The following is a 25992-nucleotide window of genomic DNA, read 5'->3' on the forward strand; positions in this document are numbered from 1 at the left end:
CGCCCCCGCAAGCCGCGGCCGCGGCGCGGCGGCGGCGTGGCGGCGGCCCCGGCACGGCCGCGCCGCTTCCCCCGCCGCCCTCCAAACCGGCAAAAAAGCCCGGGCCCGCCGCTTCCGGCAGTCCCGGGCTTCTCCTGCCCTCGCGTCAAGCCAGCTCGTCGGCCCACCGGTACCGCGGCCGCCAGCCGAGCATTTCCTTCGCCAGCGCGTTGCTGAACAGCGGCGCCCGGCCTTCGAGCGGCTGGCGCAGGTCCGTCGCCTCCGGATAGCACGCGCGCAGCAGCTCCGCGGTCTCGATCTCGCTCAGCGTATCGTCGCCGGTAATGTTCAGCGCCACCGCGCCGTCCACGTCCGCGCGCAGCGAGGCGGCGCAGGCGTCGGCGGCGTCGCGGATGTCGACGTAGCTCCACAGGATCTTGGCGAACTCGTCCGCCTTGCCGGCGCCGCGCTTCAGCCTCGCGTATTCCTCGGGCGCCGCGATCAGCGAGAAGCGCAGGCTCACGACCGACATGCCGTTCCGGCGGTGATACATCTCGGCGATCAGCTCGCCCACCGTCTTGGACAAGCCGTAGCCCTCCTGCGTCAACTGCGGATGCGCCTCGTCGACGGGAAAGTAAAGCGGCGCGAACGGCTTGACCGCCCACGCGAAACCGTAGCACGACGTGCTCGAGCTCATGACGACCCGGCGGATGCCGAGCATAGACGCCGCCTCCAGCACGTTATAGCTGCCCATGACGTTGTTGGCGAAGATCGCCGGCACCGGAAATCCGGTCGGCGACGGCACCGCCGCCAAGTGAATGACGGCATCCGCGCCCTGCATCGCGCTCGCCACCTGACCGAGATCGCTCGTGTCCACGATGATTTGCCGGCAGGGCAGGCCGGCTGTATGAACCCGGTCGAGCGAGACGACCTTGTACTGCCGGCGGACCAGCTCCCGGACGACGTACTGCCCCAGCTTGCCGCCGCCCCCCGTTACCGCGATCGTTTGCATGTCGCTTCTCCTCCTTCGGTTATCTGCGGGCCCTCACGGCCGCATTAGCGTGCCGTCCGCCTTGCGGCCCGGCTTGTACGGCCGATGCTAGCCCGTCCCGTTCCAATCTGTGCCCGGTTCAGCATGCATGACGCACGCTCCTTCTTCATGGGATGGCCTTTCGTCCATGGCGGGCGGGAGGCGCGGGTACCGCAATATGCCGCAGCCATAACCACCGATGCCGGATTCAAGTTAGCTCATGTAAAGCCGGTAAAGCAGAACGGCGCTTTCGGCACGGGTCAAGCTTTCCCGCGGGTTCAGCTTGCCGCCGCTGCCCTGCAGCAGCCCTGCCGCAAGAAGCGCTTCGACGCTCGAACGGGCATAGCCTGCCACGTCCGCGGCATCTATGAAGCCGGCGAGCGCGTCGTCCGCGCCGGCCGGAAGCGTCCGGCCCGCGGCGCGGAACGCCCGCTCGGCCAAGGCCGCCGCGTCCTGGCGGCTGATCGGCGCGTCCGACCGGAAGCGCCCATCGCCTGTGCCGCTCGCGATGCCGAGCGCGCTCGCGATCCGCGCCGCGTCCGCGTAATACGCGCCGGCGGGCACGTCCGCGAACGCCGCGCCCTGCGCGCCGCCGGCCGGCGCATGCAGCTCCAGCGTCCGGACGAGCAGCAGCAGGAAGTCCGCCCGCGTGACCGCGCGGCCCGGCGCGAACGCGTCCGCGGACACGCCGCGCGCGATGCCTCTGGCCGCCAGCGCGTCGACCGCTTCGCGCGCCCACGGCGCGCCGGCCAAGTCGCCGAACGAAGCCGAGGCCGCATAGGCGACCGCGTACGTGCCGAAGTGCGCCGCGCGGAACGTCATCTGCTTCGCGGCCGCGTCGTATTTGCCGCTCGGAACCGGCACTGCGCTGCCGCTGCTGTCGATGTACCGGATCACGAGCCGTCCCGGTGCTTCCTGCGCCGCCGGTTCGTACGGCACCGAGACGGCCGCCGGCACCGCGGCGATAGCCCGCGACTGCGCCGCGCCGGAGGAGAAGGCGTACAGCTCGACGGCCGGGCGGCCGCCGCTCGAACCACCCGCGCTCCCATCGCTCCAAGCGCTGCCATCCGCGGCCTTCAGCACGAACGTGATCGTGTCGCCCTGCGGCTTATCCGCGCCGAACATGTCGGCGGATACCGTGATCGTGCCTTGCGGCGTCTTCATCTCGAGGATACGCTTCGTGTCACCGTCGAAAGCCGAGCTCGGCCATGCGACCGCATAACCCGCCGCTCCCTGCGCCGCGGATACCTCGGCGCGCACCCGCCTCTTGCCGTCCTGGCCCGGCTTCGCGTCTGCGAGCGCCTGCTTCAGCGCGGCCTCGCCGACGGCCGCCGTCGCGAGCTTGCCCGCCGCGTCCAGCGACGAGGTCAGCGGAAGCACGACGGCGCTGCCATTGTTTCCATTGTCATTACCATTACCGCTGCCATTGCCGTTGCCATTTCCATTGCCATTTCCACTTCCATTACCACTACCGTTGCCATTTCCATTATCAAGCGCGTCCAGCTGCGCGGTCAGCGCCGTCCGGTCCGCCCCCTCCGGCAGCAGGTTGACGAAGTTCCGCGCCGCGTCGATCGACGTCGCGTCCCGATCGGCCTTCGCCTTGTTCACGGCCGCCTCGGCCGCCGGCACCGCCCAATCGCCGAACGGCGCGTTCAGCAGGTACAAGTCGCCGTACAGCGTGAAGTCCTTGCTTGTGCCGATGCCTTGGTTGAACTCCATGTAGCCCGCGCGCCCCGCGCCGTCGTTCTCGTTCAGCAGCAGCGAGAAGCCGAGCGGCCCCGCACCTGGATCGAATGCCGCGCCTGGCCCGTGCAGGATCGCAAACGGAAGCGCGATCGCGTAATGCGTCACGCGCGCGTCGTCGTCGCGCGTGACCGCCGCCTCCGCCGAAGCGTCGAGCGCGCCCGCCGCGAGGCCGCCCGGCGCCTTCCAGCGCCACTTCTGCACGGAGCCGTCGTCGTTCAGCGCGAAGCCGAGCTCGCTGACGCTGCGGCTGCCCGCGCCGTCCTGCCGGGACAGATCGAGGCCGATCTGAATGCTGTCGCCCTGCCAAATATCCCCGCCCTTGAAGGATTGCGCCTGCACGTCGTCGGTGACGTCCACGTTCACGTACAGCTTCTCGTCGTCCCAGGCGACGTTCGCCTTGGCGCTCAGCCCGTTCGGGCCGCCCCACGCGCCGCCGCCGAATTCGTCGAGCGCGGAGACGTCGATCGTCGGCGCGTCCGCCGCGCCCGCGTCCTTGCGGCTGGCGTAGGCTTGCCCGGACTTCACCGAAGCCGCGTACGACGCGCCGTTGTCCAGCGTCACCTTATACTTGAGCGAATCCGCCGCCATCGCCGGGAGGTCGATGACCTGCTCCTCACCGTAGGCGATGCCGGAGAAGCGGATCGGCACCGCCGCCGCCGCGTACGGTGCCGGCTGCAGCAGCTCGAGCTTGCCGCCGAGGGGCTCCGGATCGGAGACGTTCATCAGCGACAGCCTCGCGCCCGCCCGGTCCGCGTGCGCCGGATCCGGAGGCAGCGTCTCGAGGCCGATCGCCAATGGCGCCAGGTTCGTGCCGCTCACCTTCGTGCCCGCTTCGTTCACGAGCTGCAGCCCGCCTTTGAACAGGTTGTTCGTCAGGATGAGCTTATCGATGCCCGGCGCGGCGTAGACATGCGTCGTCCGCGGCTGCTGGAAGTACGAATCGTAGAGCGCGATGTCGCCGCCGAGGGCGTTCAGCCCTGTCTCCCCGACGTTCGTCAGGTTGGCCTGCTGCACGTTCAGCTTGCCGCCGTAGACGTCGAAGGAGCGCGTCGTGTCGCCCCACATGGAGCTGTTGTACAGCGTCGCCTTCGAATCGAAGTCCTCGCCGAGCGTGACGTACACTTTATCCGTCGTGCTGAGCGAGACGAGCTCGGTGTTGATCAGCGACAGGCCGGCTTCGCCCGCGCCCTCGAGGTACGCGCCCTTCTTGCTGCCGTCCGTGCCGTGGCCGATGACGACCGCCTCCGGACCGCTCCCGCCCTGCTTGACGAAATGAATGCCATACTGCGAGCCGTACACGAACGTGTTGAACACCGTCTCGTCCGTGACATGGCCGAGGCGGAACGCGTCCAGATGATCCTTCTGGTACGTCCAGACCGCGTTGAAATCCGCATCCGTCGACGGGTGGTTGACGTAGTTGTTGCGGCCGTAGTAGTGCGGGTTGAACTGTACGTTGCGCATGAAGCCGCCGGACGCGCCTCCCCCGAGGAAGATGCCTTCCTTCAGCGGCGAGCCAGCCACGTAGTCGATATAGTGGCCGCTCGTGTCGTACGTGCCGAAATCGATGCCCCGGTACGAGTTAATGAGCGTCGTGTCGATCGCGTACACGCCGTGCCCTTGGCCCTGGATCGTCCAGGCGTACGGCTTGACGTCGTTCCAATCCTGCTCGTCGTAGTAGACTGACAAGCCGCGCGTGCCCGCGCCTGCCATCAGCGTGATGAGCCCCGGCGCATCGTCCGCCGCGTCCTCGCCGTAGGTCGTGAACAGCACCGTGCCGCCGCCGATCGTATGATGCGGCACGTCCCACGAGCCGCGCAGCTCGACGCCGGACGGCACGGTCAGCGGCGCATTCACGCGGTACGTGCCCGCCGGCAGATACACCGTGCCGCCGCCCGCCGCCGACGCCGCGTCCAGCGCCTGCTGAATCGCCGCCGAGGCGTCGCTGCCGCCGCTTCGGTCCGCCTGGTACGGCTCCGCCGTGACGTCGAACAATTCGCTTGTCGCCGGCTTCGGCCGGACCGCCGCGTCCGTCTCGCCGACGGCCGGCAGCGTCTCGAGCGCATACCGCGCGTCCTGCGTCGCGTTCACTTCCGCGCCGTCGCTCTCGTCCTTCACGTTCAGGCTGCCTTGGTAGCCTGAATTAACGGCGTTAACGGTCTGCACCGCGCCGGTCAGCCTCACTTGGTTCTCCGCCTTGGCGAAATCGGACTGCCCCAGCGTCAGCGAGCCGCCCGACAGGTCGATGGCATAGCCGCCGCTGGCCGCGTCCCAGTTCTCGAACCTGCTGTTCTCGAACGACAGGACGCCGTTGCCCTCGCTCTTCACCGCGGTCAGCGGCGCGCCGCCGACCGTGACCGTGTTGAACTGCACGATCGAATGGAAGCCCGGCGTCGCGTGGATCGCGACCGGTGCCTCGCCGGCGCTCGCCTGGAAGCTGCTGTCCGTGATCAGCAGGCCGAAATCATTGACGCCCTCGATCTTCAGCGCCACGTTGCAGTCCTCGATCTGAATGCGGTACAGCTGCGCGTTCGCCGTCTCCAGCGAATCCGTCCGCGTCGTGACGCGCATGCCCGTCTTGTAGCCCGAGATGTGAATGTCGGACATGTACTCCCAGTCGGAGCGCCCCATGACGATGCCTTCCGCGCTCGCCGTAGAGTACGCGCGCAGCGCGTCCGCCGCCGGCGCGCCGGCCAGACCGGAGCCCGACCAGTACGACGGCGACAGATGGATGCCTTCCAGCCGGCCGATGTCGGTCGTGTAATCGAGGAAGATGCCCGTATGCAGCGCCGTGCCGTACAGGTTCTTCACGTAATGAAGCTCGTTCCATACCGGCCCGATCTTGATGCCGTTATAGGCGTTGACGAGCGTAATGTTCGCCATCGTCGCGCTGTCCCCGGACAGCTGCTCGAACGTCCACGGGTACGCGGCCGGTTGGTCGAGCGACTGCTCCGGGTACCAGACGGACAGGTTGGTCACGCCGCTGACGGGCTGCAGCTGGATGAAGCTCGGGCCGTCCGCCTGCCCCTTGCCGCCGTACGCGTCCAGCACCGTGCCGGTGACCGCGCCGCCCGTATCGTCCGGGCTCGCCCAGTCGCCGCGGAGCGTGACGCCGGTCGGCACGGTCAGGCTGCCATTCACCCGGTAATGTCCCGCCGGCGCGAACACGACCCCGCCGCCGTTATTGCCGGCCGCGGTCAGCGCCGACTGGATGGCCGCCGTATCGTCGGTCGTACCGTCGCCCTTCGCGCCGAAGTCCTTGACGCTAAAGTCCGCGATGACGACGTCATCCGCCGGATTCTTTGGCACGTACACCTTCGGCTGCGCATCGGCCGACAGCCGCTCCTGCTTGCTGATCGTGACCGAGGCGACCGCGAGATCCGGATTGTCGTCCGGGTTGCCGCCGCCGCTGATGCCGATGCGCAGGTCGGCGCCGTTCGTGCGGTTGGCGAACTTGGCGTCGCTCAGCTTGAACGTGTGCGTCTTCCACTGCCCCGAATCCTTGTACGCGAACAGCGGGCTGTCCTTGAACGGCGCGGACAGCGCGTCGTACTGGAGCACGAAGCTGCCGTTGCCCCGGTCCAAATATTCCACCGTCACGTAGACGTCCTGATCCTGCACGTCGTACAAATAACCGTCGTCGACGCTCAGGTACACGTACAGCGTGCGGTCTCCGGGCGCGGCCTTGTTCGTCTGCCAATAGCCCTTGCCGTTCAGCGCGCCCGTCACGAGGCCGTCCGGATTGTCGCCGGCGCGGGCCGTGATGCCCTGCTCGATCGGCGACGCGCCGAATGTAATGCCGACTTGGTCGGCCGGCGCCGCCTTCAGTGTCTTGGTGACGGTCACCTTCGCGACCGACAGGTCGGCGTTGGTCGACCAGCTGGCGGCGCCGCCCTCGATCCCGAGCCGGAAATCGCCGCCTCCGGTCCGGTCGGCGAAGTTCGCGTCGGTCAGCCGGTACGCGTGCGTCTGCCACGACCCGGTGTCGCCGTACGCGTACAGCGGCGCGTCCTTGAAGCTGTTGTTCGCGCCTTGGGCATCGTATTGCAGCACCATTTTGCCGCTGCCCGCGTCATAGTAGTCGACCGAGACATCCACATCGTAGTTCGCGATGTTCTCGGTAAAACCGTCGTCCACGTCGAAGTAAAAATAAATGATGCGCGAATTCTCGTCCTGCGACTTGTTCGTCTTCCAGTACGTCCGGCCGTCCAGCTCGCCGGTCTGCAGGCCGGTCGCGCCGTCGCCCGCGCGGGCCGTCATGCCCGCTTCGACCGGCGCCGCGCCGAGCTCGATGCTGACGCTTTGCGGATCGCCCGCCGCGGCGCGCGCCGGAGCCGGCGCCCACGCCAAGGTCCACGCCGCCAACGATAGCACCAACAGGCTCGCCATCCACATGTGTAACCGCTTTCGAATTCGATTGGCCATCACCGCTCAATTCCCTCCTCGTGTCTTCCATCCCGACAGCAAAGCCGCCCCTCTTCGGCGGAATTCCGAAGCTTGCTTGTCAGCGGGGCGGCTTGCTCTCTGGATAGCTATGCGGTTTTGCGGCACGGGCCGCCGGATTGCCGGCGATCCCGGCTTGCTTCGCTTGCGATGCCAGGTACGCGTCGATTTGCGTCTGCGTTACCCTCAGGATGTGATCGAAGCCATCCACTTCTGCTTCGCCGCGTACGCGTCGACTTCCTTCCCGAAATCGTGCACGATGACGAATTTCGAGCGGCTTGCCCGTCTCGCTCCGGCCGTCTGGCCGCGCTTGGCGGGCTCGTTCTTCATGGCGTCCTCGGCGAGGAACAGGCCGTCGACCGGCGATGACGGTCAATACGTCCACCAGCAATCCTCCGGGCTCTTGTCGAACAGGAAGCCCCGGAACACCGTCTCGCGCAGCTGGTGGCGGTCGGTGCGCTCTAGGTACTGGATGCGGCAGCACAGCTTCGGCTCGATCCACTGCGTCTTCCGGTCCGCCGACGTATGCAGCTGCCGCGCGATCTCGAGGAACGCCTGCTTCTCGTGAGGGGCGAAGCCGAACTCGACGGTGCCGACCGGCTTGAAGCGGACGGTCCGGAAGTGCAGGCCGAGCACCAGCGCGAACCGCGGCTTGGTGCGGTAGCCGAGCACGATGGCGTCGATCGTCCGGACGTTCTTCACCTTGATCCAGTCCTTGGCGGCGACGCCCGGCCGGTAGGCGCCGTCCAGACGCTTGGCCACGGTGCCCTCGAGGTTCCGCTCCACGGTCCAGTCTTGCAGCGCACGTCCGCGGCCTTCGATGAACATCGAGACCGCGAGCGCGGCGTTCGGGGCGACGAGCTCCTCGAGCCGCGCCTTGCGGGCCGCGAGCGGCTCGCGCAGATGCGGCTCCGCCGTCTGCAGCACGTCGAAGGCGACGAACGTCGCGGGATGCGTCTGCGCGGCGGCGGCGATGCGCTTGGGATCGGCCAAGCGCCCGCGGTAGGCGAAGTCGTCGAACACCGTGCGCTCCCCGCGCAGGCAGACGCCTTCGCAGTCCAGGATCGCTTCGGGCGCCTTGATCGCCGCCGCGGCTTCGGCGAGCTCCGGGAACTTCTCCGTCACGGCGAGACCGCTGCGCGTGTACGCCTCGATGCGGCTGCCTTGCTTATGCAGCTGAATGCGCCAGCCGTCCCATTTGGGCTCGAACAGATAGCCGTCGTCGTCGAACGCTTCGCGCCCCATGGATACGATCATCGGCGGCACGGGCTCGAACAGCATGCGGGGTTCCTCCTCTCCGTCGCGGCTTAGGCGATAGTGGCGCTATTCGCCAGTATTGCCGCGGCGGAGGACGGCGAAACGGCGCAGCGGCACGACGCGTCCCGTCCCGCAGCGTGGCCGCGCCTTGCGCGACGGTGACGTCATGCCCGCCGAACCGGTTCGCGCCGTCGCCCAGCCCCATCGCCTGCAGGGCGACGGTGATGAGCACCATACGGTCCGCGCCCTTCTCCCGATAGAGCAGCCGCACGATGGCGGGATGCAGGCGGACGTCGTCGACGATCGCCTGCACGACTCGCTTCCGCTGCGGGACGAAGCCGCGCGAGGCCCTGGAACGCCAAGCGGGCCCGCGCATTGCCGCGCTGGCCCGCCATTCCATGCGCCCGCCGCTTCCATCGGACAGGCATGTCTATTGCTTCATCCCGTTAAACTTCCCGCGCCTATGCTCAGGCGAACACGGACGCCCGGATGCTCCGTTCCAGCGGCGATTCGTCCTCCCGCGCGTCCCGGCCGAGCGCGAGCTTCTGCTTCAGCGGCGACGTCCGGTTGCACATGAACCGCACGCTGCCGCCATGGTTCGGCGACGCGGCGTGGATCAAGAACGGGTGGCACAGGATGACGTCGCCCGCTTCGCCGGTCGTCTCCGCGACTTGGAGCCGCGTGCCGTCCTCATCGACGTACGCCCGCTCGAGGAAGGCGGCGTTCCGCGCTTCCGGGTCCATCGGCTCGCCCCGCCCCGCCAGCCCGGCGAAATACGGATGCTCCGCGAACAGGCCGCGGATGCCGTCGCCGAGCTCGACCCCTTCCGGATGCCGCGCCAGGTAGCGCGCGACCGGACGGTGCGAGCCTTCGACGACCAGCGTGCCGCCGCCGCGCGGGCCGATGTCCGAGAAGAGGCATAGGCAGAGCAGCCCCTGGTCCGGCGCGTCGACGTAATGCCGGAAGTGGATGCCGTCCCAGTGCCAGCCGCTCGTCGGCACGGTCCACGGCTCGCCGCGGCCGACGTGGAAGTTGACGGGCCACCAGCCCCAGCCCGGCAGCAGCCCGGCATCGGTCTCGCCGGCGACATAGCGGTGGACCGTGCGGCCCGCGCCCGCCAGATCCTCGATCGCGTCGGCGAAGCGCGCCGTGTTGCAGGCGTCGAACGCGGGCGAGCGGTAATTGTCCCGCAGGTTCACCATCGGCTCCTTCCAGGTGGACGGATCGCCGCGCAGCACGCCGGCCTTCTCCTCCAGCCTCTCCCACAGGAAGGACTGCGCCTCCATCGCGAGCTCTCTCGGGAACGCCCCCTTCACGACGACGTATCCCTTGACCATGAATTGTTCGATCTGTTCCGCAGCCAGCACGCGCAGCGTCATGCGTTCTTCAGCTCCTTGCTCTGTAGTAGGCGTCCTGCCGGCGCCTTTCGCGCCCGCCGGACGCCGAGTCATGCCTTCCCGCGATCTGCCGCGAACGGGCAGCCGCTCGGCCCTATAATCCCTGCATCCCCAAAGGCCCAGCCGCCGACGCCGACGCCGACGCCTCCGTCTGCGCGTCCGACACGCGCCTACTCCTTCACGCTGCCGAGCTGCAGGCCGTGCACGAAATATTTTTGCAGGAACGGATAGACGACGAGAATCGGCAGCGACGCCGCGATCGTGACGGACGCCCGGATCGACATCGGCGTCACCAGGTTGCGCGCGGCCCCGAGGTCCGCGCCGTTCGCGACGGACGCGCTGCTGTTCGTGTTCATCGACGAGGACAGCAGCTTCATCAGCTCGTACTGCAGCGTGCTCAGATTCTGCTTCGACGACGCGAACAGGAACGTATCGAACCAGGAGTTCCACTGCCCGACCGCGACGAACAGCGCCACCGTGGCGAGCACCGGCTGGCAGAGCGGCAGGATGATCGAGAAGAAGGTCCGGAAGTCGCCGGCGCCGTCCACCTTGGCCGACTCGATCAGCCCTTCCGGCAGCGTCTGCATGTACGTGCGGATGACGATCATGTTGAACGCGCTGATCAGCCCCGGCACGACGTACACGAGAAAATGGTTCAGCAGATGCAGGTCTTTGATCAGAAAATAAAACGGGATCAGCCCGGCGTTGAAATACATCGTCAGCACGATGACGATCGTGATCGGCTTGCGGAAGACGTACTCCCGCCGGCTGACCGTATACGCGAGCATGGACGTCAGGAAGAGGCTGAGCACGGTCGACAGCACCGTCCGCGCCACCGAGATCCAGAAGGCGTGGAAGATCGCCCCGCCCGCGAAGATCGCCCGGTAATTCTGCTCCGTCCAGACGCGCGGCCAGAGGTAGATGCCGCCGCGGATCGTGTCGTTGCCGGCGTTGAACGAGACCGCGAGCGTGTTCAGGAAGGGATACAGCGTGACGACGGCCAGCACGATTATGACGACGGCGTTGAACGTATGGAAGACGACCGGCTCCAGCCGCGGCGCTTTCGTTCTCATCGGATGCCCCTCCTCATATCAGTCTGTCGTCGCCGAAGCGCTTGGCGATCGTGTTGGCGGCGAAGATCAGGGTGATGCTGACGACCGTCTTGAAGATGCCGGCGGCGGTCGCGAGCGAATAGTTGCCGATCTGCAGCCCGTACTTCAGCACGAAGATGTCGATCGTCTGCGACCAGTCGACGACGACGCCGTTGCCGAGCAGGTACTGCACCTCGAAGCCCGCTTCCAGAATCCAGCCGATGTTCATAATCAGCAGGATGATGACGATCGACTTGATCCCCGGCAGCGTGACGTACAGCATTTTCTGATACCGGTTGGCGCCGTCGATCTCCGCGGCCTCGTACAGCGACGGGTCGATCGACGTAATGGCGGCCAGATAGATGATCGCGTTCCAGCCCACTTCCTTCCAGACGTGGGAGGCGCCGACGATGCCCCAGAAATAATGCGGCATGCTGAGCCACATGACCGGTTCGTCGATGAAGCCGAGCTTCATGAGCAGGACGTTGACGATCCCGCCGTCGACGGACAGCGAGTTCGCGACGATGCCCGTGACGATGATCCACGACAGGAAGTGCGGCAGATAGGATATCGTCTGGATCGCCCGCTTGTACAGCCGGTGCTTGATCTCGTTCAGCAGGATCGCGAACGCGATGGCCGTGACGAAGCCGAGCACCATGTTGATGAAGCTCATGGCGATCGTGTTGCGCAGCACGTTCAGGAACATGTCGTCGCTGAACAAAAACCGGAATTGCTTGAGGCCGACCCATTCCTGCTCGGCGAACGCCTTCGCCGGCTTGTAGTTCTGGAACGCCATCGTCCATCCCCAGATGGGATAGTAGGAGAACAGGACGACGTAAGCCAGGATCGGCAGCGACATGAGCATCAGCTGCTTCTGGCCGCGCATCCGCTTGAAGACGGACGCTTTCGGCACGGATGCTTCCGCGCGTACAACCGCGCGGGCCCGCACGGTTTTCTCGGCGCTCGCCATGTCAGGTTCCTCCTCTCTTCGTCGTGGGCGCGGCTCCGGGAACGGGCGGCGGAAGCGCCGGCGATCCGCCGGCGCCTTCTGCCGGGATACGCTCCGCGGGCGCGGTTATTGGCTGGCCCAGTTCTCGATTCGCCATTGCAGCTGATCGTTGATGCGGTCCTCGTACGCCTTCACGTTGATCTTCTTATACGCGTTCACGTAATCGTTCCACACCGCGTCGAACTGGTCCGGCTTCGACATGATCGCTTTGGGCAAATATTTCAGCGAGGCGTCGGACATCTGCTTGTTCGCGACGGAAGCGTCGGAGCCGTCGATCAGATCGACCTGCCACGCCGGGTAATAGACCGGGTTCTCCGGCGCCGGCGAGAAGAAGTCCGTCCACGTCTGGTGGCCGTAGGCCGTCAGCAGCTCCTTATCCTGCGGCTTGAGCGAGTCGAAGAACTCCTGCGGCTGGGTGCCCGCCGACGTCGCGTTGCCGTCGCTGAAGGTGCCTTCCATCTTGGGCGCGGCGCCGTAGAAAGCTTCCGCCTTGTTGGCCAGCTTCCAGGTCGGATCCTCCTGCTGCTTGCGCTGCTCCGGCGTGCGTGCGTACTTGCCGTCCGTGCCGACGATGTAGTCGACGCCCTCTTCGCCCCACGACAGCAGCTTCTGGTATTTTTCGTCCATGAGCGCGTCGAGGAACTTGATGATGCGGACCGGATCCTTCGCGTCCTTGCTGATACCGAAGCCGTTGTTCAGGTTAATGACCGGACGGTCGAGGTAGTAATCCTTGATGCTCGTATCGTAGACAAGCGGGAAGCCGACGTACGTCTGGCCGATTTTGTTTTGCGAGACGAGCGTGTCCTCGCCCTGCTGGAAATTCCAATGCTGGTCGAACATGCCGAGCACGCGGCCCGTGGAGATCTTCGCCAGGTACTGATCGTAATTCTGCACGAACGCTTCCTTGTCCATGAGCCCTTCGTTGAACAGGCCGTTCAGCGTCTTATAGTACTGCTTAGCGGAGTCTTTATCCGCGAAGACCGACGCGACCCCATTGTCCACGACGACGCCGCCGTCGTTCGGATGGCCCGTCAGATGCTCCGGCGCGTTCAGCAGCGGGAACGTCCGCCAGTCGTACGCGAGCGAGGTGAAGCCGATCGTCGGCTGGCCGTCGATCGTCGGATGCTTCGCCGCGTAGTCGCGGATCAGCTTCGTGTAATCGTCGAGCGTCTTCGGCGTCGGATAGCCCGCCTCCTTCAGCACGTCCTTCTGTATCCAGAATGCCGGCCCGGAGTAATTCGTCGCGTGGTATTCGCCGGTGTAGGCGCCGTAGTTGGGCAGCCAGTAGATATGACCGTCGCTGGAGTCCTTCATCCGGTTCCAGTACGCCGCGTAATGCGCTTTCAAATTCGGCGCGTGCTGCTCGATCAAGTCCTCGAGCGGAATGACCGCGCCCGCCGAGACGAGCTTCGGATCGGCCGTGATGAGGTCCGGGTAGTCGCCGCCGGCGATCATGACGCCGAGCTTCTGCTGCAGGTCGCCGACGAGAAACTCCATGTTGAGCGTCACGCCGAGCTCGTCTTTGATTTTCTTGTAGATCCGGTTGTCCGGCGTCGGCGCCTGGTTCGGCGTGCCGATGAAGGCCGAGATCGTGACCGGCTTCAGATCGTCCGAGGCTTGGGCCGCGTTCCCTTCGCCGCCCGAGGCGTTCGCCGGCTGATCCCCATTCGTCGTCCCTTGGATCGCGCCGGCCCCGCTGCCGCCCGCGTTATTGCCGTTGCTGCCGTTGCTGCATCCGACGATCGCCAGGCTCAGCGCAAGGACAAGCGACAGCGGCCCCCACAGCCTTTTGCTCTTGTAAACCCCCATTCGTGCTCCTCCTTCGGTTATCGGTGGTTGGCTTTGCCTCCTTATTATGCGGGAATGTATGCGCTTGCAACATAATCAGATTTAAGCATTTGGCCCCCCTAATCTAAGGTGTCCGAGCTGGAATCGCGCGGTTATGCCTTGGGCGACAGCTTGTATTCGGCGGGCTTCATGCCGAGCCGCTTCTCGAATTGCTTCAGGAACTGCTGGTATACCCGGTAGCCGACAGCCTCGGCGACCGCCCCCGCGGCGGCGTCCGTCTCCCGCAGCAGCCGCTTCGCCTCCGCGATGCGCAGGTCGTGCGCGAAGTCGAGGATGCCCGTGCCGAATTTGCGCGCGAACGACTGTCCCAGGTAGACGGGGTGGACGTAGAAGCGCTCCGCGAGCTCCTTGATCGTCAGCGGTTCCTTGTAATGCGCCCGCAAGTACTCGGCGACCTTCGCAGGCGTGCCGCCGGTCCGCTTCGCCTGCAGCCCGGCGACGACGGCCTGGCTCCGCCGGCAGAAGCCGGCGAGCTCCCGCTCGACGTCCGCCAGCTGCGCGCCGTCCAGGCCGCGGGCGACGGCCGCCGGCACGCCGGGCAGCTCGTCCGGGTCGCCCCCGAGCTCCTTGCACAGGACGGCGCAGCGCAGGACCACTTGGGCGGCGAAGACGCCGACCAGCTCCGGCAGCGGCAGCAGCGCCTCGAAGGCGCGGAACGCGCCGCCGACGGCGGCCGCGAGCGCGTCCGGATCGCCGCCCTCCACCGCGTCCAGGATGTCGTCCGCCATGCGCAACGCCGCCGGGTCGCAGGAGAGCGTGCGGCCGCGGATATCCGCGTAATGGACGATGTCCGCGCCGCCGAAGAACAGGAACCGGCGCGCCTCCGCGGCGCTTCCGTACGACGCGGCGAGCCCGTCGAGGCGATCCGCCGCCGAGCCGACCGCGAGGCCGATGCGGCCGCGCGCCTCGTCCCGAAGCGCCGCGAGCAGCCGCTCCGCGAACACGCGGACCTCCCGCTCGCCCGTTTCCTCGCCGGCCGCCGCGAGGCCGAGGGCAAGGCCGAACGCGCCGAGCCCGCCATCGATCGCGCAGCAGGCGCCGCGGGCGGCGGCCAACCGCTCCGCCGCTTCAAATGCGCGGCCCGTCTCCCCGGGCTCCGTCTCGACGTGCACGTAGACCCAGCGGCCCGCCGTGCCGGACAGCCGGGCCAGCGCCGGGTCCGCCTCCGGCCGCTCGCCGTCGTCCGCGCCGCCGGCGAGCAGCCGCGACAGCGCCTCCCGGAGCGCGTGCCGGTCCGCGCCGTCGCGGATCGCCCGGCTCCGCTCCCGGCCGCGCAGCTCCTCTCGCAGCCGCGACAGCACGTCATCCGCCTCTTCGGGGACGACGGGCTTGGTCAAATAATGCGATACGCCGAGGCGCATCGCCCGCCGGGCGTAATCGAAATCGTCGTAGCCGCTCGTAATGACGAACCTCGTGGACCGGTCGCCCGAACGGCGCGTCTCCTCGATCAGCCCAAGCCCGTCGAGCGCCGGCATCCGGATATCGGTGACGACCAGATCGGGCGCGGCGGCGCGCATGAGCCGAAGCGCTTCCTCGCCGTCCGCGCACGACGCGCACACCCGAAAGCCGTGCTTCTCCCAATCGACCAGCAGCTCCAGCCCTTGAATGGCAAGCGGCTCGTCGTCGACTAGCAGCACCTTGTACATCGTCACGCCTCCTTCTTCCATTCCTCCGCCTCCAGCCGGACGAGCGGAATCTGAAACCCCGCCTCCGTCCCCGTCTCCGGGCCGCTCGTCATCCGAAAGCGGACGGCCCCGCCGTAAAACAGCTCCAGCCGCCGCAGCACGTTGCGGATGCCGACATGCTGGCCGTCCGGATTCTGCTCGGACCGCACGTCCGTCAGCAGCTGCCGCAGCCGCTCCTCCTCCATGCCGACGCCGTTGTCGGCGATGCGGATGTCGAGCGCGCCGTCCGCCGCGGCCGCCGTCACCCGGATCGTCCGCCTGCCCTTGCGCGCCTGCAGCCCGTGCTTGCACGCGTTCTCGACGAGCGGCTGGATGCTCATGCGCGGAATGCGCAGCGGCAGCGCCCGGGGATCGACGTCGAACGCATACTCGAACTGCTCGCCGAAGCGGAACTTCTCAATCTGCAGATACATCGAGGTGAACTGCAGCTCCTCCTGCAGCGGGACGAGCCCGTCCGCGCGGCTGAGCAGCTGCCGCATGAGCACGGACAAGTTCCGGATAATCTCCGTCACGTCGGAGTAGCCGTTCTTCGTGCAGACGACGAGCAGCGCGTTCAGCGTATTGAACAGGAAGTGCGGGTTCATCTGGCTCTGCAGCATGGACAGCTCGGTGCGCACCCGCTCCAGCTCCAGGCTCTTCTGGCGGATTTCCAGCTTGTAGACGTCGTTGATCAGCGATGTGATTTTCGCGGTCATGACGTTGAACGTGCGGATGAGGCCGCCGATCTCGTCGCGCCCCTCGTGCAGGTCGATGGGGTCGAACCGCTCGTTGCGCACCTTCTGCATGTGGCGGGCGAGCTTCTTCACCCGGTAATGGTACGAGCGGAGAATGACGTAGATAAGCAGGGACGGGATGAACGTGCTCACGACCGCCAGCCAAATAATCGAACGCCGCGCGTCGTTCATCAGGCCGTCGACCCGCCGGGTATCCGCGATGCCGACGAGCTTCCAGCCCTTCACGTAGCCGAAATCCCCTAGCGGCCGCTCCATGGCGTAGCCGGGCCGGGCCTGCGCGGCGGCCTCGTCCGCGGCGATGTCCACGGCAGCGTCCTGATTCGCCGGCGCTTGCGCAGCTGCTTGCGGCGCCGGCGCCCCGTCGCCGGCCGCCACGACGCGGTTGTCGTCGTCGATGAGCCGCAGCTGGAGGCTGTCGATTTCCCGGTTCAGGATGGTCTGGATCTTATCGGTGTTCAGGTCGATCCGCAAATATTTCGTATAGGTCGCGTACGACGCGTACGTGTTCAGCCTGCTCACGACGCTGATCCGGCTGCCCGGACTGAAGCCCCCGCTCTCATAGTAGGCCACCACCGTCATGTTGCTCGCCGACCGTTCCAGCTCGCCGAGCCACGGCAGGTCGCGCGCGGGGTCGCCGATGACGTGGTAGTTCGCGCCGGTCTGGATCGTCGGGTTGTCGGTATAGACGCGGATCTCCACGATGTTCGGGTAGGACGACATGTAGCGCTTGAGCTTGTCGCGCAGGAAGCCGTCGTACGCCGCGTAATAGTCCACCGGACTGGCGTAGGCGCGGTCGAGCGCCGCGTAGATCGAATCGTCGCTCGCGATCGAATGGCTGAGCGCGACGCTTTCGTCGATCATGCCGAGCAGCTCGCCGGACGCGCGCTCGATCGATTTGCGCAGGTTATCCTGCTCGCGGACGCGGATGTTCTCCGAGTTCTGGTGGAAGAAAAAGAGATTGATCGTCATGATGGGCAGCAGCACACAGAGCAGGTAGATCAGGAGGAACTTGATGTTGAGGGGGATGTCGTTCACGATATGGATAAACGGTCTACCTCTCCGCATGGCCTTCACCCTTGATTTTGTTTTTATAAGCGGACGGGAGTTCGCCCGTGAACGCCTTGAACTTGCCGGTGAAATACTCGGTGTCGTGGTACCCGAGCGCGCCGGCGATCGCGGAGATCTTCATGTCCGTCCGGCGAAGCAGCTTCCGCGCCTCGTCGATGCGCAGCCGGTGCACGTAATCGTGGAACGGATAGCCCGTCGCCTTCTTGAACTGCTGGCCGAAATAGACGGGGCTGAGGCGGAAGCGCTCCGCCAGCTCCTGCAGCAGCACCTTCTCGCGGAAATGCCCGTTCAAGTACGCGACCGCGTCCGCCACGGCGCCGCCGCAATCGCGGGCCGAGCGGCGCTCCGCGAACGACGCCGCGGCCCGGAGGCAGAGCGCCTCGAGCGTCTCGCGGTCCCACGCGGCGCCGTCCGCGGGGAGCGGCGCCCGCGGCCCGGCGGGCGCTCCGCCGGCGCCGTCCAGGCCGGGGCCATCCGGGCCGGGGCCGCCCGCTTCGGCGAGGCCGGCCGCGTCGCGGCGCAGCAGCGCGCCGCGGATATGTTGCGCGGCGAGCCGGGCCCATTCGTCCTTCGCGCCGCAGCGGGCGAACAGGCCGTGCAGCGGGTCGAGCGCCGCGCGCACGGCCGCCGCGTCGCCCGCCTCGACGGCGCGCAGGAGCCGTTCGGCGCCCGCCGCGACGTCGGGCAGGCGGCAATCGCCCTCCGTCGCCCTGCCGGGCCGCCGGTACAGGTGCAGCCCGGCCCGGCGGCCCAGCAGGGCGTGCCGGCGCGCTTCGAGCGCCTGCCCGTACAGCGCGGGCAGGGCGGCCAGCCCTTCGCCGCGCTCGCTGGCGTACGCGGCCAGCCCCGCGAACGCGTCCGGCAGGCGCTCAGCGGCCTCGGCGAGCCGGGCCTCGAAGTCTCCGCCGGTCTCGTGCTCGTCGAGCACGAGCAGGCCGCCCCGGCCGGGCGCCTCCGCGAACGCGACCGTCCGGAGCCCGGCCGGGAAGGCGGCCTCGAGCAGCCGCCGCAGCCGGACGTGCGCGGCCTCGCCGCCGGAGGAGCCTGCGAGCGTCTCGGCGAGCAGCAGCCGGCAGCGGGTACGCGCGTTCGCGCCGAGCAGCCGCCCGGCCGCCTCGAGCGCGGCCGGCCCGCCGTGCCGCAGCGCGGCCGCGACCGCTTCCGCGGCGGCGGCGTCCCGCTCCCGGCCGGCGGACGCCTCCTCCCGGCGCCGCTCCGCGAGCGGGCCGGCCAGCTCGCGCAGCACCTGGTGCACTTCCTCCGGCACGAGCGGCTTGAGCAAGTAATGATCCACCTGGTAGCGCAGCGCCTGCTGCGCGTAGCCGAACTCGGAATAGCCGCTGACGATGACGGTCTTGGCGGTCAAGCCGAGCTCCTCCTTCATCGCGCGGATGAGGCCGAGCCCATCTAGGACGGGCATTCGGATGTCCGTCATGACCAGATCCGGCGGGCACGCCCGAATCGCGGCGATCGCTTCCTCGCCGTCCGTCGCCGTGCCGCATAATTCGTAGCCGCAAGCCTGCCAGTCCACCATCGTTTTCCAGCCTTCGATCATCAGCGGCTCGTCGTCGGCCACCAGCACCTTGTACATGCGCGTCACCTGCCCGGGTAGGTTTTACGTTCAGTATGTCACGCGGCTTCGGGAGCGACAATGGACGGAGCTACGATTTCTTGACGTTTTCTACAGTCATATTGAAAGCGCTTTTACAACCATGCGGCCGCGCCCGCCCCGCGGCGCGTTTGCAGGGATGCTTACGGCGGCACGCTTGCGGCGGAGCGACTGCGGCGGCGCGCTTGCGGCAGGGCGCCTGCGGCGGCGGCCCGCTAGTCCGCGGGCGCGCCGCTTCGGTATTCGCCGGGACTGACGCCGACGACGGCCTTGAACAAGCGGCTGAAATACGCCTGGTCGGCATAGCCGACCTGCTTGCCAACTTGGTACACCTTCATGTTCGTCTCGCGCAGCAGCGCCTTCGCCCGGTCGATGCGATACCGCGTCAGATGGTGCGTGAACGGATGGCCCGTCTCCGCCGTGAACAGCGCGCTCAAGTAATTCGGCGTCAGCTCGAGCCGCTTGGCGAGCAGGTTCAGCGTCAAGCCGGGATCGGCATGGTCCGCTTCGATCATCAGCAGCGCGAGCCGGACGATGCGGCCGACGAAGCCGGCGTCGCGCGCCGGCGCCGGGAACATCTCCTCCGCGCCCAAGCCGCACAGGCTGTGCTTGTACAAGCCGCGCAGCTCCCCGGCTCCCGCGGCGATGCCGCCGATGCCGAGGCGGATGGCGACGCCGAGGTTCTTCTCGAGCAGCGCTTTGCTGCGCGCGGCGTGCTCCTCGATCGGCGGCACGGCCAGCCGGTCGGACAGCAGCACCGCGGTCATCAGCTGCTCGCCGACGATGATGGCGGCATTGCCGTGCGGAGCGAGCGCATCCTCCAGCAGCACCTTCGCCCAGAACCGCTCCGGCTTCGTCCAGAAGCCGCGGTCCGGGATCATGACCGAGAACACGCCCGCCCAGCGAAACGGCGGCAGCGCGCTCCCGAGCGGCCCGCCGTCCCCATCCGGCGCGCGAAGCAGCTCCTGCATGCGCTTCTCGAGCGCGTTGCGCTCGCGCAGCCGCTGCACGGCGGACGCCTCCCCGCCGGACCGCCCGGCTTCAAGCCGCGCCGGCGGCCGCTCCGCACCATCCGCGGCGCGGCCGTCCTCCGCATCCCCGGCTTCCCCGGCAAGCGTCAGCAGCATCTGCAGCGCCGCCGCGCGCTGGGCGAAGCCGTCGTCCGCTTCGCCCTCCTGCTCCGCGCGCGAAGCCAGTCCGTCGAAGTACGGCCGCAGCCTGCGCGCCACGTCCGAATCCGCGTCGAATCGCCGATTGCCGAGACGCGCGAGGCGGCCGTGGCAGACGGCGTCGTCGACGTCGAGATGCAGGCAGAAATACGTCATGAACGGCGAAGGCCCGATTCGGCTCCGATGCACGACGCCGGGCTGAATCAGCAGCAGATCGCCTTCGCGCTGCTCGTAATCGACCCCGTCCAGCGTCATCGTTTGCCGGCCCTCGAGCACGAGGTTCAGCTCGAACAGCGGGTGGTCGTGATCGGGATACGTCCAGCCCTCGCCGACCGTGCGCCCGTGCGTGCCGTACAGCTGCATGGAGAACCGGAAGTCCGGCAACGCGTGCCGCCGCAGGTTGTACCGCCTCCCGGCGCCGGCGTCGGATATCCAGGACATGCGCGTTCGCCTCCTTTTCGCTTATCTTGTCGCTCTCCGATCGTGCCCGGCCGCAAGTCTCCCGAGCCGAGTCCGCGCCTGTCCTCCCTGCCGTCAGCTTCGGCGCAACAAGAAGGCCGCCCATTCATATGGCGGCCTGGCCAGGCGTCGCAGCATCAGCGCCGGACTAAGGCATCGCGGTCGCCATCGTGTTCCCCATATAAGTCGTCCACAGCTTGCCCTGCTCGGCGGACGTTAGCGGTTCCTCGGCGGCGGTTTCGGGCATTAACGGCATTGTGGATGTCGGCTTGATTATGATCATGCGTTGTATCGCCACCCTATACAAAATTTGCCCTTAATATAAACCTTATACCGCCTTCCTATACCTTATGGCGCCGCGAACAGACTCAGCGCCTTCTTGCGGTTGTTCGCCTCGGCCAGCGCTCTCGGCGTGATGCCCGCCTTGTTGGGCTGCTCGGGGTCGGCCCCGTACCGAAGCAGCAGCTGAAGCAGCTCCCCCGTGTCCTTGCGCTTGATGGCGTGATGCAGCGCCGTGTTCCCCTCCTCGTCCGCTTCATTGACGTCAGCGCCGTGCTTCAGCAGCCATTCGGCAATGGCGAACCGCTTCCACATGTACGCGGCGAGCAGGACGCCGTCGTCGATTTCGGCGCCGTACCGGCGGAACCGCTCGGCCGCCGCGACGTCGTCGTTCCAGGCGATGGCGAACTGGCAGTTGCCGGGGTTCGCGCCTTCGGCCAGCAGGTAATTCACCAGCGTCTCGTTGCGGCCGCGCGTGTAGGCGTACCAGAGCGGCGTCGCGGGAAAAAAGTCGCACCCTCCGGACTTGGACGCGATGCGGTGCACGGCGTTGAGATCCATGCCGCTCCCGAGCAGCAGCTTCAGCAGGGGCAGGCCGTTCGCCGCCTTACGCGGATCACCCGACATGTCGAGCCCGCACAAGTGATGCAGCGCGTTCTTCCCGTCCTCTTCCGACCAGTCGAGCCATTTCGGCTCTTCCCGGAGCAAGCCGCGGACAGCGTCCAAGTCAACGTTCCGCACCGCGCGAATGAATCGGTTCATCGTTCCTCTCTCCCTTCGTGCGTGCAAGCGATACCATTTTCGTACCGCTTAACTTCCCCGCGGCCGGCCGGAATTCCTGCCGGCGAACCGATCGATCCGCGCGGCTCGTCCGGCCTCCGCCAAGCGTCCGCGCATGGGTGCCCTCCCGCGCAGCTTCGGCCTCCCTACCAAACCGCGACGCGCGGCGCGAACCGCAAAAAAACGGGGCAGCCGCAGCCGCCCCGCCCTCGCTATTCGCGCCGATTAGTTCGCGTTCACCACAATATCGATCGGATACCGGCCGGCATTGCGCCCGTACAGCGCCAATCCGCCCTCGTCCGCCTCCACCGTCAGCCTGAACGCGCGGCTGCGGTCGAGCTTCGCGACGACGCGGCTCGGCAGCACGACCTTGCACAGGTAGCCGTAGGAGCCGGCTTCGTCCAGCTTGTTGTGGACTTCCTGGTACTGGTACGACAGCGCGCCTTGGCTGTCCGCCGGATTGTCCGGCAGCAGGAACGAAGCGACCTCTTCGCCGTCCACGAGCACGCTGATCCGCGATTCGTGGCGCTCGTCGTCCGTCATGTAGTACGTGTTGGCGTTGTACTCCACCGCCGCGTCCGCGCCGTGCATGAAGTCGATGCCGTGCGCCTTCTCCCGCGCGCCCTCGACGTTGCGCGCCAGCAGCCGCTTCGCGCTCGCCTCGAAGTAGAGGTGCGCGCGCTGCAGCAGCGGAAGCTCGCCCGCGTCCGGCAATTGCACGTCGTAGACGAAGGCGCCTGCCTTGCCGCCGTTCGCTTTGCCTCCCTGAATCGCATTCCACTGGTACGGGAACGTCTGCTCCGCGAAGCCCGTCACCGGCACGGCGACGAACCGGCCTGCCGCGTCGTACACCGGCGTCTCGCCTCCGCCGCGCACGTCGAACGTCACGAAATTGCGCGTCACGACCGTGCCGTCCGCCGCGCGCAGCGTCAGCGCCAGCACCGCGAGCGCATCCTGCTTCGGCAGGTCGAACGCGATCGGCGCCTCGATCGGCTTCACGCCGAAGCCGTTCCAATCCAGCTCGACGACGCCGCGGTCCCCCGTCACGCGGGTGCCCAGGTTGTCGTGCCAGAGCTCCCAGCTCAGCAGCAGCTTCTGCCCGTGGTAGCGGTCCGAGTAGCTGGATTGCAGCAGCGGCACGGACAGGCGCGTCCCGGCCTTCGCCGTCTGGCAAGGCGGCGCGTCGATCACGATGAAGTCCGGCGCGTGCAGGTCCGCCAGCGTCATGCCCGGCACGTAGCCCTCGTAGCCGAAGAACTTCTCGCCCCCGTTCAGACGATAGTAGCCGTTGAATTCGTTGGTCACGTCGCGCAGCTCGGTGAAGACGAAGCCGCACATTTTGTCGTGGCGGCGGAATTCGTTCATCATGTAGCGGTAGTGCCACGCGAGGTCGCTGTCGCCGGCGCCGCTGACGAAGCCCCATACGTTGCCGCATTCGCTGTTCAGCAGCGGCGCGTCGGACTGGACGTTGCCGCCGGCATAGTTGAACGTCGAGCCCGGATACGTCTTCTCGACGACCTCCGTCACATGCGCCCGCACCTGCTCGTAGCCGTTAATGTAGAAGTGCCACGTGTTGATGTCCGATTCCACTTTGTCGTAGTTGCACGGCGAGTTATCCTCGACGAGGCGCGTCGGATCGACGCTCTTCGCCCAGCGGTACATCGCGCGCACCCATTCCTGCGTCTCCGGCAGGTAGGTCGCGACGGCCCGGTCGCCCGCCTGGCCCGTCAGCGCGAGCGTCTCGGCGTCCGTGCGCAGGCCCCACGTTTCGTTGAACATGATCCACGAGAATATCGACGGGTGGTTGAAGTCGCGGTCGATGATCTCCTTCGCCTCGCGCTCGTAGGCTTCGCGCGTCGGCGCGTCGGGATTGCCCCAGAAACACGGCATATCCTCCATGATCAGCATGCCGAGCTTATCCGCCCAGTACAGCTTGCGCGGTTCCTCCGGCTTGATGTGGATCCGCACGAAGTTGAGGCCGAGGCGCTTCGCCAAATAAATCTCGTCGCGCATCTCGTCGTCCGTCGGGTACGTGAAGAAGCCCGTCTCGTGGAACGATTGGTCGAGCGTGCCGTTCAGGTACACCGGCTTGCCGTTCAGCGTCACCCAGCGGTAGCTGCGGTCGCCGAACCGCGCCGTGCCGATCTCGCGGATGCCGAAGTACGTGGCCACCGTATCCGTGCCGCCGCCGCCGGCCGCAAGCTTGATTTCGCCCTCGTACAAATATGGGGATTCCGGGCTCCACAGCTGCGGGTCCTCCACGTTGAACGTCACGTCGACCCGGTTGCCGCCCGGCGCCAGCGCCACGTTCTCCGCATGGCAGACCGCGCCGCCGCCGAAGCTGAACTGCAGCGAAGCCTCGCCCGCCTGGGCCGCCGCGATCGTCAGATTCGCCTGCACGGTGCCGTCGAGCTTCGTGATGAACTTCGCCTGCTGCACGTAAGCCTGCGGGCGCGCCTCCAGCCAGACCGGCTGCCAGATGCCGCGGATCTCGCCGTAGCCCTGCTTGCCGCGCGTCTGCGGCTTCCGGTCGAAGTCCTCCGCGCGCACCAAGATCGTGTTCGGCGCGTCATGCTGCCATGCCGCCGTCACGTCGAATTCGAAATCGCCGTAGCCGCCGGAGTGAGAGCCGGCGAGCGTGCCGTTCACCCAGACGTCGCAGCGGTAGTCGACCGCGCCGAAGCGCAGGAACACGAGCGAACCGGCCGCCTGCGGCGTCCAGCTGACCTCGCGCTTGTACCAGCCGATGCCGCGCTCGTCGCGGCCGATGCCGGACAGCGGGCTGGCCCACGAGAAGGGCACGACGATCTCGGCGTCGAAGTCCGCGGAACCGCTCTCATTTTCGGTCTCGAGACGGAACGACCAGACGCCGTTCAGGTTCAGCCAATCCCGGCGCTGCCAATCCGGACGCGGGTATTCGGGGCGGGGTACGGAGGCCGCCGACGTTTGCACTGCTTGAGCTGCCATGTGGGGAGCACAACCTTTCGGATAGGAGTTGTCTTCTAGCACTGATTCTAGCACCGGTATATAATTTAATCAATATGTATTATACTTTTACAATATAACGGTTTTCGAGTACACTGGACGTATCCGAATCGACCGATGAAAGGCTGACGCCACCATGAGTAATGAATCCAGGCAAGACCTGCTGCGTTTCCCCTCCACCCGGATCGTCGACGTGGCCAAAGCGCTGTCCGGCGACGTGCGCGTGCGCATCCTCGAAGCGCTCGGCGAGAAACCGATGAGCATCAGCCAGCTGGCCGAGGCGCTCGGCGTCGCGCAGCCGACGATCTCCATCAACGTGCAAATTCTCGAGAACGTGGACCTCGTCTCGTCGGCGCTCGGCGCGAACCGGGAGAAAATCTGCACCGCCACCTGCCGGTCCATCCAGCTCGACCTGCCGGTGAAGCTCGGCGAAGGGCTGCACCGCACGGAGGAGCTGCATATGCCGATCGGCATGTTCTCGCACTGCTCCGTCCAGCCGACCTGCGGCATCGTGACCAAGGAATGCGTGCACGTAGGCTCCGTGGACGATCCGCGCTCATTCTACATGCCGGAACGGTTCGAAGCGTCGCTGCTCTGGTTCTCCGGCGCCGGGTACGTGGAATATTATTTCGCCAATCCGATGCCGCCGGGCGTGACGATCGACGAGCTCGGCTTCAGCGCGGAGCTCTGCGCCGAGGCGTCCTCCTTCCAGATGGACTGGCCCTCCGACATCTCGCTCTACATCAACGACAGGCTCATCGGCACCTATACCAGTCCCGGCGATCTCGGCGACCGCAAGGGCAAGCTGACCCCGGACAAATGGCGCAGCGGCACGGAGTACGGCGAGCTGACGGAATGGCGCGTGACCGGGGAAGGCAGCCGGGTGAACGGCGCGGCCTCGTCGCCGACGACGATCGACGCGCTCGGGCTGCAGTACAACAAGCCGATCCGCGTGCGGCTCGAGGTGCGCGAGGACGCGGTCAACCGCCGCGGGCTGAACCTGTTCGGCTCGGACTTCGGCGACCACCGGCAAGACTTGGTGCTGTCGTTCATCCGGTACGCGGAGTAAGCGCGGAAGTAGGCGCGAAGTAAGCGTTGGAGCAGGCGCGGAGCGAAACTGGCGAATTAGCATGACGAGCGGCAGCCGGCATTCCGGCCTTGCGAGCCTTGCGGGGCTTGCGAACTCTTCGGCCCCTGCGAGCGTACGTGACGAAAAAAGCGCGAGACCGCCTGTGCGGCGATCTCGCGCTTTTTCGTCTTGGACGGAGCATGGCCTTCCGGCAGGGGCGCCGACGCATGATCATCCCGGTTCGCGCATGGCGATCCGCCATTGGTCCGGTGCGGCGGCAGGCGGCGAAGGACCAATGTCCTGCTGTGGACAACTTCTCCTGTGGATATGTGCATCGCATTCCGATAGACGTGGAATT

Annotated in this window: 15 protein-coding genes; 1 reads left to right on the forward strand and 14 read right to left on the reverse strand. The window is 66.9% G+C overall.

Features of this window, described 5'->3' with window-relative positions; translation table 11 throughout:
* Window positions 1-145 precede the first annotated feature (145 nt).
* The 14 genes from ACFPB1_RS21795 to ACFPB1_RS21860 form a co-directional block, all read right to left on the reverse strand.
* Window positions 146-991 carry an NAD-dependent epimerase/dehydratase family protein gene (locus ACFPB1_RS21795; RefSeq protein WP_379228219.1) on the reverse strand — a complete coding sequence of 282 codons (846 nt, stop codon included), beginning with the start codon at window positions 989-991 and terminating at the stop codon, window positions 146-148.
* A 231-nt stretch (window positions 992-1222) separates the two neighbouring features.
* On the reverse strand, window positions 1223-7126 hold the full coding sequence (locus tag ACFPB1_RS21800) for a glycosyl hydrolase family 28-related protein (protein WP_379228255.1): 5904 nt from the start codon (window positions 7124-7126) through the stop codon (window positions 1223-1225).
* A 255-nt stretch (window positions 7127-7381) separates the two neighbouring features.
* A complete protein-coding gene (locus ACFPB1_RS21805) occupies window positions 7382-7525 on the reverse strand; it encodes a hypothetical protein (protein WP_379228220.1) in 144 nt (47 codons plus the stop codon).
* Between the two features lie 42 nt (window positions 7526-7567).
* Window positions 7568-8476 carry a DNA ligase gene (locus tag ACFPB1_RS21810; protein ID WP_379228221.1) on the reverse strand — a complete coding sequence of 303 codons (909 nt, stop codon included), beginning with the start codon at window positions 8474-8476 and terminating at the stop codon, window positions 7568-7570.
* A gap of 443 nt (window positions 8477-8919) precedes the next feature.
* Window positions 8920-9831, reverse strand: coding sequence for a phytanoyl-CoA dioxygenase family protein (locus ACFPB1_RS21815; RefSeq protein ID WP_379228222.1), 912 nt, complete (start codon window positions 9829-9831; stop codon window positions 8920-8922).
* A 188-nt stretch (window positions 9832-10019) separates the two neighbouring features.
* A complete protein-coding gene (locus tag ACFPB1_RS21820) occupies window positions 10020-10922 on the reverse strand; it encodes a carbohydrate ABC transporter permease (RefSeq protein WP_379228223.1) in 903 nt (300 codons plus the stop codon).
* A 13-nt stretch (window positions 10923-10935) separates the two neighbouring features.
* Window positions 10936-11910 (reverse strand): ABC transporter permease, encoded by a 975-nt coding sequence (locus tag ACFPB1_RS21825; RefSeq protein ID WP_379228224.1) that lies wholly within the window; start codon window positions 11908-11910, stop codon window positions 10936-10938.
* Window positions 11911-12015: 105 nt separating this feature from the next.
* Window positions 12016-13758 (reverse strand): ABC transporter substrate-binding protein, encoded by a 1743-nt coding sequence (locus tag ACFPB1_RS21830; RefSeq protein WP_379228225.1) that lies wholly within the window; start codon window positions 13756-13758, stop codon window positions 12016-12018.
* A 131-nt stretch (window positions 13759-13889) separates the two neighbouring features.
* On the reverse strand, window positions 13890-15464 hold the full coding sequence (locus ACFPB1_RS21835; RefSeq protein WP_379228227.1) for a response regulator: 1575 nt from the start codon (window positions 15462-15464) through the stop codon (window positions 13890-13892).
* Window positions 15446-17281 (reverse strand): sensor histidine kinase, encoded by a 1836-nt coding sequence (locus tag ACFPB1_RS21840; protein ID WP_379228228.1) that lies wholly within the window; start codon window positions 17279-17281, stop codon window positions 15446-15448. Before ACFPB1_RS21840 ends, ACFPB1_RS21835 begins: the two co-directional genes overlap by 19 nt.
* On the reverse strand, window positions 17268-18875 hold the full coding sequence (locus ACFPB1_RS21845; RefSeq protein ID WP_379228229.1) for a helix-turn-helix domain-containing protein: 1608 nt from the start codon (window positions 18873-18875) through the stop codon (window positions 17268-17270). The genes ACFPB1_RS21840 and ACFPB1_RS21845 overlap by 14 nt, the downstream gene beginning before the upstream one ends.
* A gap of 233 nt (window positions 18876-19108) precedes the next feature.
* Window positions 19109-20503 (reverse strand): AraC family transcriptional regulator, encoded by a 1395-nt coding sequence (locus ACFPB1_RS21850; protein WP_379228231.1) that lies wholly within the window; start codon window positions 20501-20503, stop codon window positions 19109-19111.
* Between the two features lie 366 nt (window positions 20504-20869).
* On the reverse strand, window positions 20870-21562 hold the full coding sequence (locus ACFPB1_RS21855) for an ankyrin repeat domain-containing protein (RefSeq protein WP_379228233.1): 693 nt from the start codon (window positions 21560-21562) through the stop codon (window positions 20870-20872).
* 243 nt (window positions 21563-21805) lie between these two features.
* Window positions 21806-24547 carry a glycoside hydrolase family 2 protein gene (locus ACFPB1_RS21860; protein WP_379228234.1) on the reverse strand — a complete coding sequence of 914 codons (2742 nt, stop codon included), beginning with the start codon at window positions 24545-24547 and terminating at the stop codon, window positions 21806-21808.
* Between the two features lie 154 nt (window positions 24548-24701).
* Between ACFPB1_RS21860 and ACFPB1_RS21865 the strand changes: the two genes are divergently transcribed.
* Window positions 24702-25634, forward strand: coding sequence for an ArsR/SmtB family transcription factor (locus ACFPB1_RS21865; protein WP_379228235.1), 933 nt, complete (start codon window positions 24702-24704; stop codon window positions 25632-25634).
* Window positions 25635-25992: the final 358 nt, after the last annotated feature.

It is taken from the genome of Paenibacillus sp. GCM10023250, from assembly GCF_042653205.1.
Classification (GTDB): Bacteria; Bacillota; Bacilli; order Paenibacillales; family Paenibacillaceae; genus Paenibacillus_Z.

Bases quoted from the DNA above. Each gene is read 5' to 3' on its own strand.
- ACFPB1_RS21795 (WP_379228219.1), bottom strand. From the start codon at position 991: ATGCAAACGATCGCGGTAACGGGGGGCGGCGGCAAGCTGGGGCAGTAC.
- ACFPB1_RS21805 (WP_379228220.1), bottom strand. From the start codon at position 7,525: ATGAAGAACGAGCCCGCCAAGCGCGGCCAGACGGCCGGAGCGAGACGG.
- ACFPB1_RS21810 (WP_379228221.1), bottom strand. From the start codon at position 8,476: ATGCTGTTCGAGCCCGTGCCGCCGATGATCGTATCCATGGGGCGCGAA.
- ACFPB1_RS21815 (WP_379228222.1), bottom strand. From the start codon at position 9,831: ATGACGCTGCGCGTGCTGGCTGCGGAACAGATCGAACAATTCATGGTC.
- ACFPB1_RS21820 (WP_379228223.1), bottom strand. From the start codon at position 10,922: ATGAGAACGAAAGCGCCGCGGCTGGAGCCGGTCGTCTTCCATACGTTC.
- ACFPB1_RS21825 (WP_379228224.1), bottom strand. From the start codon at position 11,910: ATGGCGAGCGCCGAGAAAACCGTGCGGGCCCGCGCGGTTGTACGCGCG.
- ACFPB1_RS21830 (WP_379228225.1), bottom strand. From the start codon at position 13,758: ATGGGGGTTTACAAGAGCAAAAGGCTGTGGGGGCCGCTGTCGCTTGTC.
- ACFPB1_RS21835 (WP_379228227.1), bottom strand. From the start codon at position 15,464: ATGGAAGAAGGAGGCGTGACGATGTACAAGGTGCTGCTAGTCGACGAC.
- ACFPB1_RS21840 (WP_379228228.1), bottom strand. From the start codon at position 17,281: ATGCGGAGAGGTAGACCGTTTATCCATATCGTGAACGACATCCCCCTC.
- ACFPB1_RS21845 (WP_379228229.1), bottom strand. From the start codon at position 18,875: ATGTACAAGGTGCTGGTGGCCGACGACGAGCCGCTGATGATCGAAGGC.
- ACFPB1_RS21850 (WP_379228231.1), bottom strand. From the start codon at position 20,503: ATGTCCTGGATATCCGACGCCGGCGCCGGGAGGCGGTACAACCTGCGG.
- ACFPB1_RS21855 (WP_379228233.1), bottom strand. From the start codon at position 21,562: ATGAACCGATTCATTCGCGCGGTGCGGAACGTTGACTTGGACGCTGTC.
- ACFPB1_RS21860 (WP_379228234.1), bottom strand. From the start codon at position 24,547: ATGGCAGCTCAAGCAGTGCAAACGTCGGCGGCCTCCGTACCCCGCCCC.
- ACFPB1_RS21865 (WP_379228235.1), top strand. From the start codon at position 24,702: ATGAGTAATGAATCCAGGCAAGACCTGCTGCGTTTCCCCTCCACCCGG.